This is a genomic window from Moraxella haemolytica, assembly GCF_030177935.1.
In the GTDB taxonomy this organism is placed as follows: Bacteria; Pseudomonadota; Gammaproteobacteria; order Pseudomonadales; family Moraxellaceae; genus Moraxella; species Moraxella haemolytica.
The window spans coordinates 2,055,312-2,073,355 of sequence record NZ_CP089974.1; the positions used below are offsets into that span (position 1 = coordinate 2,055,312).

The 18,044-nt window shown below is 42.8% G+C and carries 17 protein-coding genes and 2 pseudogenes; 10 read left to right on the forward strand and 9 right to left on the reverse strand.

Annotated elements, in window-relative coordinates; all coding sequences use genetic code 11:
- Positions 1-24: 24 nt before the first annotated feature.
- The 3 genes from LU276_RS09670 to argH form a co-directional block, all read right to left on the reverse strand.
- Entirely contained in the window at positions 25-507 is a 483-nt protein-coding gene (locus LU276_RS09670) for an acyl-CoA thioesterase (RefSeq protein ID WP_284673622.1), read from the reverse strand.
- Positions 508-801 (reverse strand): oxidative damage protection protein, encoded by a 294-nt coding sequence (locus LU276_RS09675; RefSeq protein ID WP_284673623.1) that lies wholly within the window; start codon positions 799-801, stop codon positions 508-510. It lies immediately after the preceding gene.
- 187 nt (positions 802-988) lie between these two features.
- On the reverse strand, positions 989-2,374 hold the full coding sequence (gene argH, locus LU276_RS09680) for an argininosuccinate lyase (protein WP_284673624.1): 1,386 nt from the start codon (positions 2,372-2,374) through the stop codon (positions 989-991).
- Positions 2,375-2,518: 144 nt separating this feature from the next.
- On the opposite strand from argH, the gene LU276_RS09685 reads away from it, so the two are divergent.
- From LU276_RS09685 to LU276_RS10080, 10 genes and pseudogenes are all read left to right on the forward strand, one after another.
- Positions 2,519-3,316, forward strand: coding sequence for a LytR/AlgR family response regulator transcription factor (locus LU276_RS09685; protein WP_284673625.1), 798 nt, complete (start codon positions 2,519-2,521; stop codon positions 3,314-3,316).
- 158 nt (positions 3,317-3,474) lie between these two features.
- Positions 3,475-4,455 carry a hydroxymethylbilane synthase gene (hemC, locus tag LU276_RS09690; RefSeq protein ID WP_284673626.1) on the forward strand — a complete coding sequence of 327 codons (981 nt, stop codon included), beginning with the start codon at positions 3,475-3,477 and terminating at the stop codon, positions 4,453-4,455.
- Positions 4,445-5,251, forward strand: coding sequence for a uroporphyrinogen-III synthase (locus tag LU276_RS09695; RefSeq protein WP_284673627.1), 807 nt, complete (start codon positions 4,445-4,447; stop codon positions 5,249-5,251). The genes hemC and LU276_RS09695 overlap by 11 nt, the downstream gene beginning before the upstream one ends.
- Positions 5,252-5,423: 172 nt before the next feature.
- Positions 5,424-6,017 (forward strand): nucleotide exchange factor GrpE, encoded by a 594-nt coding sequence (grpE, locus tag LU276_RS09700; protein ID WP_418001266.1) that lies wholly within the window; start codon positions 5,424-5,426, stop codon positions 6,015-6,017.
- A 256-nt stretch (positions 6,018-6,273) separates the two neighbouring features.
- Positions 6,274-8,193 carry a molecular chaperone DnaK gene (gene dnaK / locus LU276_RS09705; RefSeq protein ID WP_284673628.1) on the forward strand — a complete coding sequence of 640 codons (1,920 nt, stop codon included), beginning with the start codon at positions 6,274-6,276 and terminating at the stop codon, positions 8,191-8,193.
- Between the two features lie 125 nt (positions 8,194-8,318).
- On the forward strand, positions 8,319-8,615 hold the full coding sequence (locus LU276_RS09710) for a helix-turn-helix domain-containing protein (RefSeq protein ID WP_284673629.1): 297 nt from the start codon (positions 8,319-8,321) through the stop codon (positions 8,613-8,615).
- A gap of 57 nt (positions 8,616-8,672) precedes the next feature.
- Positions 8,673-8,864 carry a hypothetical protein gene (locus LU276_RS09715; protein ID WP_284673630.1) on the forward strand — a complete coding sequence of 64 codons (192 nt, stop codon included), beginning with the start codon at positions 8,673-8,675 and terminating at the stop codon, positions 8,862-8,864.
- Positions 8,865-8,869: 5 nt separating this feature from the next.
- Positions 8,870-9,259, forward strand: a complete 390-nt coding sequence (locus tag LU276_RS09720) for an IS3 family transposase (protein ID WP_284673631.1) — start codon at positions 8,870-8,872, stop codon at positions 9,257-9,259.
- Between the two features lie 96 nt (positions 9,260-9,355).
- Positions 9,356-9,681: pseudogene (locus LU276_RS09725) on the forward strand (DDE-type integrase/transposase/recombinase); the annotation flags it as partial.
- Positions 9,682-9,801, forward strand: a pseudogene (locus LU276_RS10080) (IS3 family transposase); the annotation flags it as partial. It abuts the pseudogene before it with no gap.
- Positions 9,802-9,883: 82 nt separating this feature from the next.
- On the opposite strand, the gene LU276_RS09730 reads toward LU276_RS10080, so the two are convergent.
- From LU276_RS09730 to hutU, 6 genes are all read right to left on the reverse strand, one after another.
- On the reverse strand, positions 9,884-10,459 hold the full coding sequence (locus LU276_RS09730) for a YagU family protein (protein ID WP_284673633.1): 576 nt from the start codon (positions 10,457-10,459) through the stop codon (positions 9,884-9,886).
- A 355-nt stretch (positions 10,460-10,814) separates the two neighbouring features.
- A complete protein-coding gene (gene hutI, locus LU276_RS09735; protein ID WP_284673634.1) occupies positions 10,815-12,047 on the reverse strand; it encodes an imidazolonepropionase in 1,233 nt (410 codons plus the stop codon).
- Positions 12,048-12,063: 16 nt separating this feature from the next.
- A complete protein-coding gene (gene hutG / locus LU276_RS09740; RefSeq protein WP_284673635.1) occupies positions 12,064-13,083 on the reverse strand; it encodes a formimidoylglutamase in 1,020 nt (339 codons plus the stop codon).
- 77 nt (positions 13,084-13,160) lie between these two features.
- Positions 13,161-14,723 (reverse strand): histidine ammonia-lyase, encoded by a 1,563-nt coding sequence (gene hutH, locus LU276_RS09745; protein ID WP_284673636.1) that lies wholly within the window; start codon positions 14,721-14,723, stop codon positions 13,161-13,163.
- A 66-nt stretch (positions 14,724-14,789) separates the two neighbouring features.
- Positions 14,790-16,124 (reverse strand): YjiH family protein, encoded by a 1,335-nt coding sequence (locus LU276_RS09750; RefSeq protein WP_284673637.1) that lies wholly within the window; start codon positions 16,122-16,124, stop codon positions 14,790-14,792.
- A 114-nt stretch (positions 16,125-16,238) separates the two neighbouring features.
- Complete coding sequence (hutU, locus tag LU276_RS09755) at positions 16,239-17,942, reverse strand: urocanate hydratase (protein ID WP_284673638.1); 1,704 nt, start codon at positions 17,940-17,942, stop codon at positions 16,239-16,241.
- Positions 17,943-18,044: the final 102 nt, after the last annotated feature.

Consider the following 18,044-nt stretch of genomic DNA (forward strand, 5'->3'; position numbering starts at 1 on the left):
ATTTTTTATGAACTACGATAACATTTAGGACACTAACAATGCTCGACCTTCAAACTGCTCAAAAATCGCACGCTCATCATCACCCCATGCCATTTTTTTACCATCACTATCTGCCTTAACCATCACCGACTCAGCTGTCGCTACAATGGCAGATTGAGCAATACTATAAAACACCTTTTCAAAAACAATGCTTGTATTACCCAAACTTTTGGTACGCACACCGATAAGCAGTGTGTCAGGATAGGTAACAGGGCGTTTGTATTGGCAACTGCTTGCCGCCAAAATGGTCATGATGTCGGTGCGTGTTTGTACCATGCCTGCCGCCCGCAGATAGCTAATGCGTGCCGATTCAGCATAACGGTAAAATGCCACATTATTGAGATGATGAAAGCCATCCATCTCCCCCCAAGCCACAGGCTGTACATGTACACTAGGGTAGTCCGCCAACTCTGATGGGCGGTCATCGCCTGTCAATATCGGCTTGAAAATTCCTTGAGCCTCAATCATTTAAACATCCGCCTTTGGTTTAAAACCTGCTGGGCGTTCATAATCACCATTATCCAAAAACAACTCTCGTTGTTCAGCAAGATATTTTTTGGCATCTTTATTCACCATACTTAGGTGCTTTTCATTGATGAGCATGGTCTGTAGCTCAATCCATTCATCCCATGCTTTTTTTGAAACGGTGTTTTGGATTTCCTCACCTTTGGTATTGGGGAATGGTGGAGCAGGTAATTTAGGCAACTCCTGCTTGTATTTACGACACATAACAAGGTTGGCTTTAGGGTTAAAGATTTCCATGACATTCTCCAAGTGATAAAACCGCATTATAACAAATGTAAATATTTTGGCAAAACAGCACAATGCCCATCAACATACAAATCAAACAAGATGACAAAGCCTAGCAATCCAGTTTTGATACCCAAATACGCATCAAAACCTTATGACCAAGCAGTGTTCATACAAACTGTGATTTTTGATGAGTTAATCATCTAATTTTATTCTTGCCACGCTCAATCGCCTGTAACACCTGCTCTGGGGCAGTGCCGCCGATATGATTACGGGCGTTTAGTGAACCCTCTAAAGTCAAGCAATCAAAGACATCATCGCCGATAAGCGGACTAAAACCTTTTAATGCATCAAGGCTAAGCTCACTTAAGTCCACGCCTTTTGATACACCCAACGCCACCGCCGAGCCGACCACTTCATGAGCATCACGAAACGGCAAGCCTTTTTTGACGAGATAATCCGCCAAGTCAGTCGCTGTGGCATAGCCTTTCATTGTGGCGGTACGCATATTTTGTTCGTTTGGCGTAATATTTGGCAACATATCAGCAAAGGCGATGAGCGAATCTGTCAGTGTATCCACGCAGTCAAACAAAGGCTCTTTATCTTCTTGGTTATCTTTGTTGTACGCTAGGGGCTGATTTTTCATGAGCGTAAGCAAGGTGGTGAGCTGTCCGAATACACGGGCGGTCTTGCCACGCACAAGCTCTGGTACATCGGGGTTTTTCTTTTGGGGCATGATGGATGAGCCAGTGCAAAAGCGGTCAGGAATATGAATAAAACCAAACTGTGCCGACATCCACAAAATCAACTCTTCACTCATGCGAGATAGGTGCATCATCAAGATACTGGCGTTGGCAGTAAATTCAATGGCAAAATCACGATCAGAAACCGCATCTAGCGAGTTCTCACAAATCCCCTCAAAACCTAGCAACTGTGCGGTCAATGTGCGGTCAATCGGATAAGTCGTTCCCGCTAAAGCTGCTGAGCCTAATGGCATTTGATTGATGCGTTTGCGAGTTTCAACAAATCGCTCGCTATCACGACTAAGCATTTCAAACCACGCCATGACATGATGAGCAAAACTGACAGGTTGGGCAGTTTGTAGATGAGTGAAACCAGGCATGATGGTATGGGTGTGGCGACTTGCCAAATCAAGCAATCCATGTTGCAATTTGCCAATCAAACCGACAATCTTATCAGTTTCATCACGCAGATATAGACGAATGTCTGTCGCCACTTGGTCGTTTCGGCTACGACCTGTGTGTAGCTTTTTGCCAACATCGCCAATCAAGGCGGTCAGACGACTCTCCACATTCATGTGAACATCCTCTAGCTCCACACGCCATTTAAACTCACCACGCTCAATTTCGCCTTGAATTTGGGTCAAACCCTCCACAATTTGACGACTTTCATCCTTAGTGATGATACCACATTGCCCCAACATGGTAGCATGAGCAATAGAGCCTTGTATGTCCTGATGTGCCATGCGTTTGTCAAAACTCACAGAAGCGGTAAATTCTGCCACAAATTTATCAGTAGCCTCGCTAAAGCGTCCGCCCCACATACTAGAAGTGTTATTAGTCATGGTATTGCCTTATCATTTATTGATGGATAATAGAATTGGTCGATGATAAATTATAGCACAGCCCACATACAAATATCGGCACGAATATGGGAAAATTCATACAAAAATGCTATGATAGCCCCAATTTATCCGCCTTAACCACCCATGATTCTTCTGCTCATCAGCACACACGCCCCACTCATTCGCCATGCACGCCAATTAGCAAGTGATGACGCTCACACACTCATCACGGCTAGCACCGTAACAGGTGCCGTCAAAGCCTGCAAGCTACATCAGCCAGTCATTATTCTGCTAGACATTGACAGCGTTGATGTCTTATCTTTTGTGCAACAATTAAGTGTTCTGTACCGCCACAGCACTCAGCCTACTCTTATTATCCTAAGCCAAGTGGCACAGCCCTGTGATGGGGTGTTAGAGCTTGGCGTTGGCGGATTTGCTCGCTATGATGACACCCAGATGCCACCACTTGCATCACTCATCAGCCATGCACAAAGACCAACTTTAGCTCAGATTCCACCCCAACAATCTACCATCATTATTCGGAGCCATCGTGGCGATGAACGCATTTTGATTGATGATATTTGGTATTGCCAAGCCGAACAAAAATACACCAAAATACACCACAGACACGGCATCACACTCACTGACAAAACCCTAAAATCACTTGAGACCACTTATTCTAACGATTTGATTCGTATTCATCGGCACACCCTAGTTGGCATTCGCCACATTCAGCAAATCAGCTCTGCCAATGGTCACAAGTCATACAATAACAGTCGCCATGACAATAATCATGACGGCGACAAACCGCAAGATAAACACTGGCTATTGCTCTACCCCCTTGATGAGCCATTTGCCATCTCCAGACGCTGCCTGCCCAAGCTAAGATTAAGATTGTCAGACTTGATAAACTCCCAACAAACAACCAATGTGCCACCATGACATAACCATGATTTAATCAAAAACTGATGGGCAGGCTCCAAACCCACACCAAGCCACCAAAAGCCATTTGCCCAAATGCGATTATTATGGTTAAATATTAACAGTTTTTAAACTTTAATCTTTCAAATATCAGACCGCCCAAAGAACAGCGACTCAATATGAACACTTCAATAACTAATCCAGAAATAACCATTCCAGACACCCTAACTATCGCCACTCGCCAATCGCCACTGGCACTATGGCAAGCTCATTTTGTCAAAACCACCCTAGAGACACTCTATCCAACCATGAAGGTTGAGCTACTAGAAATGGTAACTAAGGGTGATAAAATCCTAGACACTCCGCTTGCCAAAATCGGTGGTAAGGGTCTGTTTGTCAAAGAACTAGAGACCGCTCTATACGAAAAGCGTGCCGACATCGCTGTGCATTCACTAAAAGATGTACCAATGGTGCTACCAGAAGGGCTGACTTTAGGAGCTTATCTCGAACGACACACGCCGACAGATGCCTTCGTGTCAAATACATATGAGTGCTTGGACAACTTACCCAATGGGGCAGTTTTAGGCACATCAAGCCTACGCCGTGAATGTCAAATTGCTCACGCCTATCCGCATCTCAACATCAAATCCCTGCGTGGTAATGTTGGCACTCGCCTAGCCAAACTTGATGCCGGCGAATACGATGCCATTATCCTAGCCACCAGTGGGCTTGAGCGATTAGAACTGCACGAACGCATCCGCCATGAGTTAGACGACAGCCTAAGCCTGCCTGCGGTCGGTCAAGGAGCATTAGCGATTGAATGTCGATCTGATGATGAGATGATTTTACAATTACTTAGCGTACTAAACCACCCATCAACTCGCCTGTGCGTTCTTGCCGAGCGTGCCATGAATCGCACCCTTGAAGGAGGCTGTCAAGTACCGATTGCAGGCTTTGCCACCATCTCTGGCGACACCCTAACGCTACGAGGGCGTGTGGGTAGTATTGATGGCAAAACTCTCCTAAAAAGCGAAGGTTGTATCACCCTTACTCACAGTAGTGATGATGAGCTTACCGCTGAAAGGTTGGGTGAAAGTCTTGCCAAAGACCTGCTTTGCCAAGGTGCAGACGCCATCTTAAAAGAAGTCTATGGTAAATAAACCATTATTCATCAACACTCGCCCCACCCATCGAAGCCATGAGTTAAATCAGCTTGGTGATAGTTGCGTGCAAATAGTCAACCTACCCTTGCTTGCCATTAACGACTTATCGCCAAACGCTCAAGAACAAGCTATGCTTGATGCCCTGATGAATGGGGTCTATCAAGCCTTAGTCGTTACCAGTGCTGAGGCTGCCAAGCGTGCCATCAGTCATCTAAGGACGCTAGGGCATCAGCACGCAGATGATTTGCCCAAACTTATTGCCACACCCACCATCGCTGTAGGCAAGGCGACCGCTAAGGCATTGTATGACTTTGGCTTATCTGTCGCTCTCCCCACCATCGCCAACAACGAAGGTATGCTAGCAATGCCAGTAATTGATAAATTGCAGGCAGGGGATAAAATACTCATCTGGCGTGGGGTCGGTGGTCGCAGGCTATTGCACGACACACTGGCAGGCAGGGGCGTACAAGTGGATGCAATGGCGTGGTATGAACGAGTCGCTCCCCATGATTTGGCACAAAATTATCACGCCATCGCCCCACAACTGGCTTATGCCAACACCCACAATATACCCATTTTTATGCTCATCGCCAGTCAAATGGCATTTGAGCATTGGCAAAACTTAGACAGTCCTTTTGCCAACAACATCCATTATCTGACACTTGGCGTACGACTATTTGACATTGTCAAATCCGCCAGCCCTACCACCTGCGTACATCTGATTGATGAATTGAGCAGCAATCATCTTAAAAAGGTTATTGCAGATATTCACAAAAGTGTTTTATCATCTTAAAAACAAACCAAGCACAAGCCCATCTGATATCAACCAACTATCCTTACAAGTTTTGCACCATAAATACCGCCACAAGTGGTGAGTCGGTCTGTTTTGCTTAAAAATCATCTTTTAAGCAACAACTACAAACAAAAAACCCTGCGTCATTTTAGAATAATTTAACCAATACGGCTTGAAATTTTACACCACAACCTTTATCAATAAGAAAAATTTAACCCAATCGGAGGACGCCATGAACGAACAAGAACAAACCCAAGACCCAATCTTAAATGACAACCAAGAAAAGCCAGAATCAAACGAGACAGACGAGCTTGCCAAACTGACCGCAACCATTGAGACACTAGAAAACGAAGTCAAAGAAGCTAAAGAAGCCGCCGCTCGTGCCAATGCCGAATCCTACAATGCCCAACGCCGTATGGAGCAAGAAACCGATAAGGCCAAAAAATTTGCCCTACAAAAATTCGCCAAAGAGCTACTTGATGTCGTAGATAACCTAGAGCGTGGACTTGAAGCAAGCGAAAAATCAGGTGCCGATGAGAGCGTACTAGAAGGTCTAAAACTCACTCATAAATCTTTGCTTAGCGTCCTTGAGAAAAATGGCGTGGTAGCGGTAGGTGAAGTTGGTGAGACTTTCAACCCCAACTTACACGAAGCGGTAGGCATCTTCCCTGATGCAGACAAAGACACCATTGGGCAAGTGCTACAAAAAGGCTACACCTTAAATGAACGCACATTAAGACCTGCAATGGTACTGGTGGGAGCATAATTCCGCTGTAGATACTCGCCATTGCATCAGGCTGAGCTTATCTTATATTGAGTACTGATTGCTACAGCCAACCATAAATGGTGTTTCTTTTATGGATTTTGTTTTAAATTTCAATGGCTTAAAACAAAATTTTTGAAAAATTTTTGAAAAATTTGTCAATTTTTCTCTTGAAAATAAAAATTTGACACAAATATATAAGACAAATTTGGCAAAACTCATTCACTGCCAAAATCAACTAACAAATCGGAGAAGAATCATGAGTAAAGTCATCGGTATTGACTTAGGTACTACCAACTCTTGTGTGGCCGTTCTAGAAAATGGTAATGTAAAAGTCATTGAAAATGCAGAAGGTGCTAGAACCACACCATCTATCGTTGCATTTAAAGACGGTGAAACACTGGTTGGTCAATCTGCCAAACGCCAAGCAGTTACCAACCCACAAAACACTCTATTTGCCGTAAAACGCCTAATCGGTCGTCGTTATGACGAACAAGCAGTACAAAAAGACATCAGTCTTGTACCTTACAAAATCGTTAAAGCCGACAACGGCGATGCGTGGGTAGAGGTCAATGGTAAAAAACAAGCTCCACCACAAATCTCTGCCGAAGTCTTGAAAAAAATGAAAAAGACTGCCGAAGACTATCTTGGCGAGAGTGTAACCGAAGCGGTGGTGACTGTGCCTGCTTATTTTAACGACGCTCAGCGTCAAGCCACCAAAGATGCAGGACGAATTGCAGGACTTGATGTTAAGCGAATCATCAACGAGCCGACCGCTGCCGCCCTTGCTTTCGGTCTTGACAAAAAAGGCGGAGACCGCACGATTGCTGTCTATGACTTAGGTGGTGGTACATTTGATGTGTCTATCATTGAGATTGCCGATGTAGATGGCGAGCAACAGTTTGAGGTTTTAGCGACTAATGGCGACACCTTCTTAGGTGGTGAGGACTTTGACATTGCCTTGATTGACTACCTTGTAGAAGAGTTCAAAAAAGAACAAAATGTCAATCTAAAAGGCGATCCGCTAGCCATGCAACGCCTAAAAGAAGCTGCCGAAAAAGCCAAAATTGAACTGTCAAGCTCAACTTCTACCGAAGTGAACTTACCTTATATCACCGCCGATGCCACAGGTCCCAAGCACTTGGTAGTCACCATCAGCCGTGCCAAACTAGAAGCCCTAACCGAAGAGCTTGTGGCTCGCACCATCGCTCCTTGCAAGATTGCCCTAGAAGACGCAGGTCTATCAGCGAGCGACATTGATGATGTCATCTTGGTTGGTGGTCAAAGCCGTATGCCATTGGTTCAACAAAAAGTACAAGAATTTTTTGGCAAAGAGCCTCGTAAAGACATTAACCCTGACGAAGCGGTGGCTATCGGTGCTGCCATTCAAGGTGCGGTACTCTCTGGCGACAAAAAAGATGTCTTGCTACTTGATGTTACACCACTAACATTGGGTATTGAGACCATGGGCGGTGTGATGACAGCCGTCATTGAGAAAAACACAATGATTCCTACCAAAAAATCACAAGTGTTCTCAACCGCTGCCGACAACCAACCAGCGGTAAGCATTCAGGTGTATCAAGGCGAGCGTAAAATTGCCAACCAAAACAAACTGTTGGGCAACTTTGACCTAACCGATATTCCGCCTGCACCCCGTGGCGTACCACAGATTGAAGTTACCTTTGACATCAACGCCGATGGTATTATGAATATCTCAGCCAAAGACAAAGGCACTGGCAAATCACAATCTATCCAAATCAAAGCCGACAGCGGTTTGACGGATGAAGAGATTGAACAAATGGTGCGTGATGCTGAAGCCAATGCTGAAGCAGACAAGAAATTTGCCGAGCTTGCAGATGCACGCAATGAAGCAGATGGTCGCATCAGTGCGGTGCAAAAAGCCCTAAAAGAAAATGGCGATAAAGCCACCGATGAAGAAAAACAAGCGGTAGAAACAGCAATCAGCGAGCTAGAAATTGCAACCAAAGAAGATGATGTGGACGCAATCAAAGCCAAGCTAGAAGCCCTTGATAACGCATTCTTGCCAATCGGCACGAAGATTTATAGCCAAGAGCAAGGCGGTGCAGGTGCGGACGCAGGTCAAGCACAGCAACAAGCCAAACCTGCTGATGACGGCGTGGTAGATGCTGAGTTTACCGAAGTTAAAGATGATAAATAATCTTTAGTCGTTAGGCAAAAACGAAACACCGCTCAATTTGATTGGGCGGTGTTTTTTCGTGTGGCGATATGAATTTTGAACCGCACCCCAAAAGTTAGACACTCTAACCTTTGGGGTGCTTTTCTATGGCAAAATACACAACCAACTTTAAGTTGTCTGCAATAGCATATTATCAGGGCAGACACAGCTACAAACAAACTGATAAACAGTTTAACCTACCCACAGACAGCATTGTTAAACAATGGGTCAAACTCTACCAAGCATATGGCATTGATGGTATTAAAAGACGCAATACCAAAGCTGTCTATGATACAGATTTTAAACACAACGCTGTTTTAGAAATGATGGCTGGTAAACCCTCTCATCAATTGGCAATAGAGCTTAACATTAGCAATCACGCACTTTTACTCAATTGGTTTTAGTCTTATCAGTCCTTTGGTATAATGGGGATTACCCCAAAACCCAAAGGCAGAAAAATAATGTCTAATTCAAGCCACAGCACCAACAAAAACCAAGTAAGCAAACCAAAATCCCATTGGCAAACCAAACCAGACAATGAAAAAAGCGTTGATGACTTATTAGCTGAACTGGCTTACCTTAGAGCAGAAAACGACTACCTAAAAAAGCTAGATGCCTTAATTCGTCAGAAACAACAAACAAAGAACAAATAACCATCGTGCAAGAATTAAGGCATAAGCATGCCCTAAACACCTTACTTGGTATTGCTAACTTGCCAAGAAGTGTGTTTTATTACCACATTCATCAAAACAAAAAGCCTGACAAAGATTTATCCTTAAAAGAGTACATCAAGCACATCTACGATACCCATAAAGGCAGATATGGCTATCGTAGGATTTGTGCAGAACTGAACAACCAACTTGCCAGTCAAGGTATTGTCATCAACCACAAAAAGGTACAACGCTTAATGCAAGTCATGGGTTTAAAAGCTAAAATCAGACAAAAAAGACACAAACCTTATTCATCTTATCAAGGTGAACAACAAGGCAAGATAAAAGACAATGTGCTACAAAGAGACTTTCAAGCCACAAAGCCTAATCAAAAGTAGGCAACCGACATCACAGAGTTGAAGGTTGAAGTTGCATCAAGCAGAGGTGATGATAATGCCAATAGCAGTGGTAAAAGTAACAACAAAACTTACCACAAACTCTACCTATCCCCCGTTATAGACTTGTTTAATGGGGAGATCATCAGCTACACCATCAAAGAACGACCCACTTATGAGTTGGTACAAGAGATGATAAGTAACGCACTTTGTAGGCTTGGTAAAGATGATAAACTTATTATCCATTCTGATAGAGGTTGGCATTATCAGATGTTTGATTATCAACAAACCTTAAAGAACAATGGTATCATCCAAAGTATGTCAAGAAAAGGCAACTGTCTTGATAACGCAGGGATAGAAAGTTTTTTTTTGGCACACTAAAACAGGAAGTCTTTTATGAACAAACTAAGTTTACAAGTCTTGATGAACTTAAAATCACCATTGATGAGTACATACACCACTACAATCATGATAGAATAAAGAGCAAGCTAAAAGGACTAAGTCCTGTAAAGTACAAAAACTTAGTCCTTAGCGAAACCACTTAGTTTTATCAACCTAGCCTTTAATCCTGTGTTTAAGATTTGGGGGTTGGTTCAGACAAGGCGGTTCATAGTAGCCGGATTGAGATTATTTTATCCATTTGCCGTAGATAGGTCTACCAAAATGTGCAAGCACTGCAATCATACATACCTCAATAGAAAACGCCCAATAAATATGACCCAAAAGCTCACTAAAGTTTTCAGCAAAGTTTAAATTCCACAACCATCCTGTTTTGCCATCAGCATAAACAGGATTTCTAAAGCCAAAGGCAGGAATTACAAAACCATGAAAAATAATGCTGATCATAATCCCATAAAATGCCCCATACCATAGACGGGTCACCTTATTCCAGCGTGTAGCAAGCATTACATAAACAAAGGCAAAGGCAAAACTAAATAACCAGTGATATAAACTTACTGCTCCTAATACGGTATTGCCTTGATAAACATAATCCAACGAATGCTGGTTAAAGCCTGTCCAACCAAGCCACGCATCAATGTGTGCTCCTGGTGGTGATATTTCACCTTTGACTCGTGGCGGAGTATTAACCTCAGAACCCCATTTAACCAAAGAACTGATGAAACCACCAACTAAGGTTGTCCAAAGGATGATTTTTGCGTTAGTTTTTTTGTCGTATACTGATGTAGAGTGAGCCGGTTGCATAATACCTCTTGTGACTGAATCATATAAACAGATTTAAAAATTTGACCAATATGCAATTGATTCATGATACTTTTGACAAGCGTCAATTTACCGGCCCAATTTTCTTGGAAACTTAATCGATTTTTTAGTATTGATTAGATGTTATAATCCATCTTAACTTAATTTATCATTCATGGCATTATTTGTCAATAAATGTATTTTATTGCTGGTACTCAGCACCGTCTATCTCACTACAACATTGGGTATATCGCTACCGTTGCCTCATAAGTTCAGACATCAAACTTATTTCTATTAAAAGAGCTGTTTAGATTGAAGATTCAACACTCAGTACAGTCTTTGATAGAACAAGAGTGGTTTAAACCACCTTGCCACCTACCAAAAGCCCATGCACAGGACTTGCCCCAATCAAATAACACAAATCAGCAAGTCTATCAATATCCCAAATCGCTAAATCAGCATCAAAACCAATGTCTAATTTGCCTTTACTCTCTTGTAGTCCCAATGCTTTTGCTGCGTAAAGTGTCGTCCCCGCTAACGCCTCTTCACAGGTCAACCCAAATAGCGTACACGCCATATTCATGGCAAGCAGTAAAGATGTGCTTGGCGATGTACCAGGGTTTGAATCGGTAGAAACTGCCATATTAACACCCATTTGTCGCATTTTATCAATCGGTGGCAGCTTAGTTTCTTTTAAAATATAAAAAGCAGTCGGTAAAAGCACACCAACCACACCATGCTCCGCCATTTTGGCGATACTTTCATCACTTAGATACTCAATATGATCAGCAGATAATCCATGAAAATCCGCCACTAATGCTCCACCACCCATATCGCTCATCTGCTCAGCGTGCAGTTTGACAGGTAAGCCTAACGACCTTGCCACATCAAAGACCTGTGCCACCTCATCACGATTAAACGCAATGGATTCACAAAAGGCATCAACAGCATCAACCAGCCCTTCATCATGCAAGATTTTTAGCCACTCACAGGCATTTTTAACATATTTTTCTCGGTTATCTTTGAATTCTGGTGGTATGGCATGTAGAGCAAGGTAAGTTTTTTTAATTGTGATGCCAAAATCATCGCCTAATTTTTTGGCAACAGTCAACATTTTGCGTTCAGAATCTAAATCAAGTCCATAACCCGATTTGATTTCAACAGTACCAACTCCTTGATTGATAAGCGTTTTTAGGCGTTTTGCAGAAAGTTTGTACAGATCATCAAAACCTAGGTCTCTTGTGGCATTGACCGTTGCCATAATGCCACCACCTGAGCTGGCAATATCTTGATAACTAACCCCATTTAGTCGCATTTCAAATTCATTACTGCGATTGCCACCGTACACCAAATGTGTATGGCAATCAATTAAGGCAGGTGTTATCCATTTATCGCCAAAATCCAGACTGTTATCCGCAGTTAATTGAAGCGTTTTGGTATCTTGTTTTGTGCCAATCCACGCAATTTCACCACCGACAATACCCATCGCCCCTTGGTGAATTGCTCCATAATGGGTATTGTGTGTAAAGCCGAATTCTTCATTGAATGTAGCTAGATTGGCAAAAAGTAGCATATCAAAATGTGTTGTCATGATTTTTTCCTTACTCTCACTTTATCTTATTTACTAAAATTTGTTCAATCATCATACCAAGCAGTCTTGCCACCACCTTTATACCACGACCATCAATATCGTATTTCGGGCAGGTTTCGGCAATATCAATGACCTTGACTTTACCACTGTTAATAATATGCTTAACACACCGTTCCAAAAATGGCAAATCAAGCCCAAACGCTGCCACCGCACTGACACACGGCATAATCGCTCCCGCTAGGCAGTCCATATCAAGTGTTAAATAAACAATGTCTTTATCAATCAAAAAATCATCGATTTTTTTGATAATATCTTTAAAATCAATCTCATAGCATTCATCATCACTGATAACTTGCACGCCCAATGTTTGAGCTTTATCAAATAGTGCCTTGGTATTACCAAATCGGCTAATACCAATCGCCATATAATTAAAATCGGTGTTTTGGGCGTGTAAAAATTCACTAATCTGTAAAAATGGTGTGCCAGATGTGGCGTATTTATCAGATCGTAAATCAAAATGTGCGTCAAAATTAATAATACCAATATTAGAGCTTAATTTTTGGTTTTGCAAATGTTGCCACAGCCCCAAAAATGAACCCCAAGCAATCTCATGTCCACCACCAAGCCCAATGGCAACAGAGTTTGCATCCAGTATGTGCTGAATATTGTCCGCATATTTTTTTTGGGCGACTTCCAAACTATCATGAGCAATAGCATCATTATCATCGCAAATGACATTGCCACAATCACCCACAAGCATGGACAACTTATCACCATCAATAAAGCCCTGAACACCTGTCATGGGTAATTTGCCAAAGGCGGATTTGATAACATCAGGGGCGTATTTTGCCCCAATACGACCTTGATTGCGATTAACCCCTTGGTCGGATGCAAACCCAAGAAGTCCAATGCTCTGGACATTAGGGTGTTCATTAAAGGCATGAACATGCTGATACCAGTATTGGGCGGCATCAAGCTCGAAAGGTTCAGCCCTACCTGTATAAAGTTTTGGATTATAGGAGGTAGTTTTTATCATTGGATTATTTAATCAAATTGGTTTGTAATGAGTTAAAAAAACAAAACCCAAAAAGTATTTTGAGTTTTGCTTAAAAATCAGGCACTTAAATACCACTCATCACGCAGATCTGCCCATTCTTGTGACAGCTTGCCTGATAGCACCAAGTTTTTGGCGTTTTCAATATCAGGGGCAAAATAGCGGTCTTGATCATAATAAGCGACCGTTTCACGAAGAGCTTTGTGAATATAATCAAGTAGATTAGATGTCTGATAGCCAAAATCATCACGCACTATGTCCACGCCTTGAGCCGCCGCCAAAAATTCAATACCTACAACACAAGCGGTATTCTGTGCCATATCAAACAGGCGGCGTGCAGCAAAGGTTGCCATAGATACATGATCTTCTTGATTAGCAGATGTTGGAATGCTATCTACACTAGCTGGGTGAGCAAGCGATTTGTTTTCGCTGGCTAAAGCAGCAGCGGTAACATGGGCAATCATAAAGCCTGAATTCACGCCCGCATTGCGAACCAAAAATGCAGGTAAACCTGAAAGACTTGCATCAATAAGCAGGGCAACACGGCGTTCACTCATCGAACCAATCTCACTAATGGCAAGAGCAAGCGTGTCAGCAGCAAAAGCAACAGGCTCTGCATGAAAGTTGCCGCCAGAGACTGCTATAGGGTCATTATTATCATTAAAAATCAATGGGTTATCAGTTACTGCATTGGCTTCAATGAGCAGTGTCTTACCCGCTTGGTTAATCAAATCCAAACACGCCCCCATAACTTGTGGCTGACAGCGTAGGCAATACGGGTCTTGCACACGCAAAGGTTCTTTGCCATGAATTTCGTGGCGAAAACCGCTATTATCAAGCAGTACCTTATAAGTTGCCCCAAGTGCCATTTGCCCATGATGACCACGCACCGCATGAATGCGTGCATCAAATGGCGAAATATTGCCACGAGCAGCCTCAACCGATAATGCTCCAATAACGGTAGCAGATTGCAATAAATCCTGTGCCAAAAAATAACCTTGAATAGCAAGAGCGGTGGATGCTTGTGTGCCGTTAATGAGTGCTAAACCTTCTTTGGCGGCAAGAGTGATGGGGCTAAGCTTGGCATTTTTTAGGGCGGTTTTGGCGTCTATTCTTTGACCATTGACCAGTACATCACCCACACCCAATAAAGCCAAGGTCATGTGCGATAGCGGTGCCAAGTCGCCAGATGCCCCAACTGATCCTTTAGCAGGAATGGCAGGAATGATGTCATGATTTATCAAGTCGATAATACCATCAACCACACAAGCCCGAACGCCAGAGTATCCTTGGGCAAGGCTAGATAACTTCATCACCATAATTAAGCGAACCACCTTGTCAGACAACAGCTCACCTGTGCCAACCGAATGACTTAAGATAAGATTTTTTTGGAGCAATTCAAGTTCATCATCATTGATGCGAGTCTTGGCAAGTAGCCCAAACCCTGTGTTAATACCATAAGCAGGCTCATCTTTGGCAATAATATCTTGCACCGCTTGGTGTGATTTGTTAATGGCATCATAAGCACTACCATCAAGACTAATGGTTACAGGCTCATCATAAATTTGACGAAGCTGTTTAAAGGTTAATTGGCGAGGGGTAAGCGTTAAAGTGGGTTTCATAGTATACTTCCGTTTAGAGTCAAAAAGTTTATAAAATTTAGTATGAATGAATGTTGTCTAAAAAAATTAAGCCAACCAGCCCATAGTCATTGCCAAATGCCCAACCAAACAGGCAAGCACAATGCCCAAAGCTGTGCGAATTAGCCAAATTACAACCATTTTACCAACAGTTACAGGTAGTTTGGTTGCCAAGACACAAGGAATCATCGCCGAAAAAAAGATAATGCTACTCACCGATACAATAGCAGTAACAAAACGCGTCAAAATATCACTATCTTTTAATACAAGTGCTGGCAAAAACATCTCCGCAAGCCCCGTAGATATACCTTTGGCAGCAACCAATGGCTCACTCATACCACCGAGAAATGTAAATGGTGCAAGCAGCAAACCAAGCACATCAAAAATTGGTGTATATTTTTCAAGCAGCAAACCAAGTAGCCCAATAGCAATAATGGACGGTACAATCGCCGCTGCCATATTGATGCCATCTTTAAAATTATCCCATAAAACCTTAGCCACAGGGTCGCTATGTTTTGCAACATCAACCCCTTTATCAATAGCAAGACTTAATCGTGACCGACCGTTAAGATTGGCTGTTTTAGCTTGGCTTGTGTTATCCATACCACGAATGGGTGGCAAGTGTACCGTAATGGCGGTAATTACAAAGGTAATAATAAGACAGCTCCAAAAATACAGCGACCAATACGCCATTAGGTCTAGGGTTTTTGCGATAATGACCATAAAAGCGGTAGAAACGGTTGAAAAGCCTGTGGCGATAATGATGGCTTCTTTGGCAGAATATTGCCCTGATAGATACACACGGTTAGTGATAAGCAGTGCTACTGAATAGCTACCCACAAAACTTGCCACCGCATCAATGGCGGACTCACCAGGTGTTTTAAATAGTGGACGCATAACAGGTTGCATCAGCACACCAACCAATTCAAGCAGACCAAAACCCAATAAAAAAGCCAAAATTAACGCCCCAATCGGCACAATCATGCCAACATTTAATGCCAATTTATCAAATAAAAATGGCAACATATCTTTGGTCATGATAGCATCAGGGGCTGTGTTGGTGATATACATCACTGCTAAAATCAGTCCAATGATTTTAAATAGACTTAAAATTTTATTGGTGGTATTTTTATGCCAATCATTCATCCCATTTATTCTGACAAAAGGCCTAATAACGCCATAAATCATCATCAAAAAAAGCAAACCCACCGCCAAAGGCTTTAAATCACTGACCAAAAAACTGGCCAAATGGTCAAAAGCAATCGTTTCTTTACCACGCCAATCAAACGGCACAAAAAACATAACAATACCGATAGCACTAAACACGGCCATTTGAGTAATGGCAAGTGATTTAGACTTCAATTTTTTAGGTGATTCATTCATGACTTGTTCCTTAAGTTTTTGATGAAATAACACAATAAATGGTTTTTGAATGGCTTTTAATTTAACAATGCTAAGATGGTAAAAAACAATCTTAGCATGTCATTTTATGTCAATTTACTTAACCATTGGCAAGTTAAGCCCATAGTCTTTAGCGGTTTTAATGGCAAGCTCATAACCTGCATCGGCATGACGCATGACACCACTACCGCAGTCATTCACCAAAACATTAGCAAGGCGTTTGGCAGCTTCATCTGTGCCATCTGCCACAATGACCATGCCAGAATGCTGACTGTAACCCATACCTACGCCACCGCCGTGATGTAAGCTAACCCAAGTTGCACCGCCTGCCACATTGAGCATGCCATTTAACAATGCCCAATCAGACACAGCATCCGTACCATCTTTCATGCTTTCGGTTTCACGGTTAGGACTTGCCACAGAGCCTGTATCTAGATGATCTCGCCCAATGACAATCGGGCCTTTTAGCTCGCCATTTTTGACCATCTCATTAAAGGCAAGCCCTGCTTTATCACGCTCACCCAATCCCAACCAGCAAATGCGTGCAGGTAAGCCTTGAAAATGAATGCGTTCTTTTGCCATATCAAGCCAATGATGCACATGCGTGTTATTAGGGAATAATTCTTTGATTTTTTGATCGGTTTTGTAGATGTCTTCTGGGTCGCCAGATAGAGCAACCCAACGAAACGGCCCTTTTCCTTGGCAAAACAACGGACGAATGTAGGCAGGAACAAAGCCTGGAAAATCAAAGGCATTTTTTACCCCTTCATCAAAAGCCACTTGACGAATGTTGTTGCCATAATCAGTTACAGGTATGTCCATGGATTGAAAATCCAACATTGCTTGCACATGAACAGCACAGGATTTAGCAGCAGCAGCTTTTAGCTCGGCGTGGCGTGCGTGGTCGGAGGCGACATTTTTCCACTCTTCAACCGTCCAACCAATTGGCAGATAACCATTAATTAAATCGTGAGCAGAGGTTTGGTCAGTAACCAAATCTGGTTTTATCTCGCCATTTTTGGCACGCTTGACCATTTCTGGTAAAATCTCGGCAGCATTGCCAAGCAGAGCAATCGATATCGCATCACCATTTTTAGTGTGTTCTTTAATCAAGCGATAAGCATCGTCCAAATCACGGGCTTGTTTATCTACATAACCTGTCCGCAAGCGAAAATCAATGCTTGACTGCTGACATTCAATATTTAAAGACACAGCCCCAGCAAAAGTTGCCGCCAGAGGCTGAGCACCACCCATACCGCCAAGTCCTGCGGTCAAAATCCAACGACCTTGCCAGTTTTTGCCATCATCGCTTGGATAATGTTGACGACCTGCTTCGGCAAAAGTCTCATATGTCCCTTGCACAATGCCCTGCGTACCAATATAAATCCAGCTACCAGCGGTCATTTGCCCGTACATACACAAATCTTTTTTATCAAGTTCATTAAAGTGCTCCCAAGTCGCCCAGCGTGGCACCAGATTTGAGTTGGCAATCAATACTCGTGGGGCATTTTCATGAGTATTAAACACACCCACAGGCTTGCCTGATTGAATGAGTAGCGTCTGATTATCTTCAAGCTCTTTTAGGCTCGCTAAAATCTGGTCATAGCATTCCCAGTTACGAGCCGCCCGCCCAATACCGCCATACACCACAAGACTTTGGGGGTTCTCTGCCACATCAGGGTGTAAGTTATTTTGAATCATACGGTATGGGGCTTCGGTTAGCCAACTTTTACAGGTTAAGCGAGTGCCTGTGGGAGCTTTAATGACACGGCTTGTGTCGGTACGGACAGATTGACTCATGATTTTTCCTTAAAAAAGTTAAATTGATGCAGATAAATTTGTCTATACAAATTTAAGGCTTAATGTAGCAAAAATTTTGGTATCTGACAATGGTTTTTAAAA

Coding starts and splice junctions, on each gene's coding strand:
- LU276_RS09670 (WP_284673622.1), bottom strand. CDS start 507: ATGATTGAGGCTCAAGGAATTTTCAAGCCGATATTGACAGGCGATGAC.
- LU276_RS09675 (WP_284673623.1), bottom strand. CDS start 801: ATGGAAATCTTTAACCCTAAAGCCAACCTTGTTATGTGTCGTAAATAC.
- argH (WP_284673624.1), bottom strand. CDS start 2,374: ATGACTAATAACACTTCTAGTATGTGGGGCGGACGCTTTAGCGAGGCT.
- LU276_RS09685 (WP_284673625.1), top strand. CDS start 2,519: ATGATTCTTCTGCTCATCAGCACACACGCCCCACTCATTCGCCATGCA.
- hemC (WP_284673626.1), top strand. CDS start 3,475: ATGAACACTTCAATAACTAATCCAGAAATAACCATTCCAGACACCCTA.
- LU276_RS09695 (WP_284673627.1), top strand. CDS start 4,445: ATGGTAAATAAACCATTATTCATCAACACTCGCCCCACCCATCGAAGC.
- dnaK (WP_284673628.1), top strand. CDS start 6,274: ATGAGTAAAGTCATCGGTATTGACTTAGGTACTACCAACTCTTGTGTG.
- LU276_RS09710 (WP_284673629.1), top strand. CDS start 8,319: ATGGCAAAATACACAACCAACTTTAAGTTGTCTGCAATAGCATATTAT.
- LU276_RS09715 (WP_284673630.1), top strand. CDS start 8,673: ATGTCTAATTCAAGCCACAGCACCAACAAAAACCAAGTAAGCAAACCA.
- LU276_RS09730 (WP_284673633.1), bottom strand. CDS start 10,459: ATGCAACCGGCTCACTCTACATCAGTATACGACAAAAAAACTAACGCA.
- hutI (WP_284673634.1), bottom strand. CDS start 12,047: ATGACAACACATTTTGATATGCTACTTTTTGCCAATCTAGCTACATTC.
- hutG (WP_284673635.1), bottom strand. CDS start 13,083: ATGATAAAAACTACCTCCTATAATCCAAAACTTTATACAGGTAGGGCT.
- hutH (WP_284673636.1), bottom strand. CDS start 14,723: ATGAAACCCACTTTAACGCTTACCCCTCGCCAATTAACCTTTAAACAG.
- LU276_RS09750 (WP_284673637.1), bottom strand. CDS start 16,124: ATGAATGAATCACCTAAAAAATTGAAGTCTAAATCACTTGCCATTACT.
- hutU (WP_284673638.1), bottom strand. CDS start 17,942: ATGAGTCAATCTGTCCGTACCGACACAAGCCGTGTCATTAAAGCTCCC.